Here is a 1,229-nt window from a genome sequence, read left to right as displayed (position 1 = left end):
GGAAAACTCGGCCGCCCACGGGGCCGTCTGCAATGTGGCAGGCCCAGACATCATCGAGTCCCGGACCTACTACCAGATCATCGCCGACGAGTTGGGCGTTCCTCTCACTATCGAGGAGCTGCCAGTCAGCCGTTATCTGGCCGAACATCCTGAGCGGGCGTCCTTCCTCTGCCACCGCATCTACACCCGGGACGCGCTCGCCCAAGCTGGTTTGCCCGTCCCTGCTACCCTCATCCGGGAAGGACTCCGGGAACATTTGCAGTGGATCGGCGTGGAGTAAGGAGGATATATGGCGGCAACAGTGACAATTGACGACCGTTTTGCAGATGTGTTGAGAACGCTCGGGAATTTGCAAGAAGGAGCGGAAACTGCCGTGAAGCGGTATGCGATTGAGCAGATAGCCGAGCGAATTGAGCTGCTTCGAGAAAAGTGCCTTGCCTATGAGGCGAAATATGGGTGCGACTTCGAGGTGTTTCAGGCGCGCACTGCTCAGGATGAGGGTTTTGTGAAACAGATAGAAACTGAAGTGGACAAACTGTGGGAACAAGATCTCCTCGACTGGGAATTTTGTCATAAAGGGATACAAGATTGGACAAAGACGCTCGAGACTATTTTGCTGAAGTAGTTCGTCTCGCTTCACGTCACTTCGTCAATGTTCGGTACGAGATCGACGAAACACCTCAGCGTGTGATTCTACGTCTACACGCGAACCTGGAAACCTTGCGTGTCATTGTGGTAGAAATTGTCCATCATGGCGAGAGGAAGTACAGTTATTACCTCTTGGACGGCTCCTATGTCCTCGTCGGTTTTGACAACAGCGCTGACCCTGTGGCACGCCGGCTCAAGTACGGGACAGATCGAGCGCGCCACATAGGGGAGTTGGTTCCTCATGCCCATTTTCGTGACAAACGCGATTTGGTCTTGACGGAGCATTTGACCTTTGCGGATTTCGTTCAATGGATTCAAGATCATGATCTCAAAACGTTACGCGGAAGTTGAACGTATCACCAGGGAGACAGAGGTGCGGTTGGCCCTCACGGTGGATGGGACAGGCAAGGCCGATGTGCAGACGGGCATTGGCTTCTTGGACCACATGCTCACCCTCTTCGCCGGCCACGGCCTCTTCGATCTGACGGTCAAGGCCAAGGGCGATTTGCATATCGACGAGCACCACACGGGCGAGGATGTCTTCATCTGCCTGGGCCGGGCCTTTGACCAGGCCTTGGGCG

The 1,229-nt window shown here is 54.9% G+C and carries 4 protein-coding genes; 3 read left to right on the top strand and 1 reads right to left on the bottom strand.

The window, feature by feature from the left end; translation table 11 throughout:
- Positions 1 to 280 (top strand): hypothetical protein (locus D6694_13755; protein RMH36623.1); only part of this gene is annotated, 280 nt, incomplete at its 5' end.
- Between the two features lie 9 nt (positions 281 to 289).
- The gene (locus D6694_13750) at positions 290 to 625 is read left to right on the top strand and encodes a hypothetical protein (protein RMH36622.1); all 336 of its coding nucleotides are present in this window, start codon (positions 290 to 292) and stop codon (positions 623 to 625) included.
- Between the two features lie 74 nt (positions 626 to 699).
- On the opposite strand, the gene D6694_13745 is transcribed toward D6694_13750, so the two are convergent.
- The gene (locus tag D6694_13745) at positions 700 to 972 is read right to left on the bottom strand and encodes a hypothetical protein (protein ID RMH36621.1); all 273 of its coding nucleotides are present in this window, start codon (positions 970 to 972) and stop codon (positions 700 to 702) included.
- On the opposite strand from D6694_13745, the gene D6694_13740 reads away from it, so the two are divergent.
- Positions 971 to 1,229: imidazoleglycerol-phosphate dehydratase (locus tag D6694_13740; protein RMH36620.1), on the top strand; the 259-nt coding region annotated here is incomplete at its 3' end. The two genes, D6694_13745 and D6694_13740, sit on opposite strands and share 2 nt — an antisense overlap.

The sequence above is a fragment of the Gammaproteobacteria bacterium genome, assembly GCA_003696665.1.
Lineage (GTDB): Bacteria > Pseudomonadota > Gammaproteobacteria > Enterobacterales.
Note: the sequence above shows the minus strand (reverse complement) of the source record. Positions and strands in the feature narration are given on the sequence as shown.

Coding starts and splice junctions, on each gene's coding strand:
- D6694_13750 (RMH36622.1), top strand. CDS start 290: ATGGCGGCAACAGTGACAATTGACGACCGTTTTGCAGATGTGTTGAGA.
- D6694_13745 (RMH36621.1), bottom strand. CDS start 972: ATGATCTTGAATCCATTGAACGAAATCCGCAAAGGTCAAATGCTCCGT.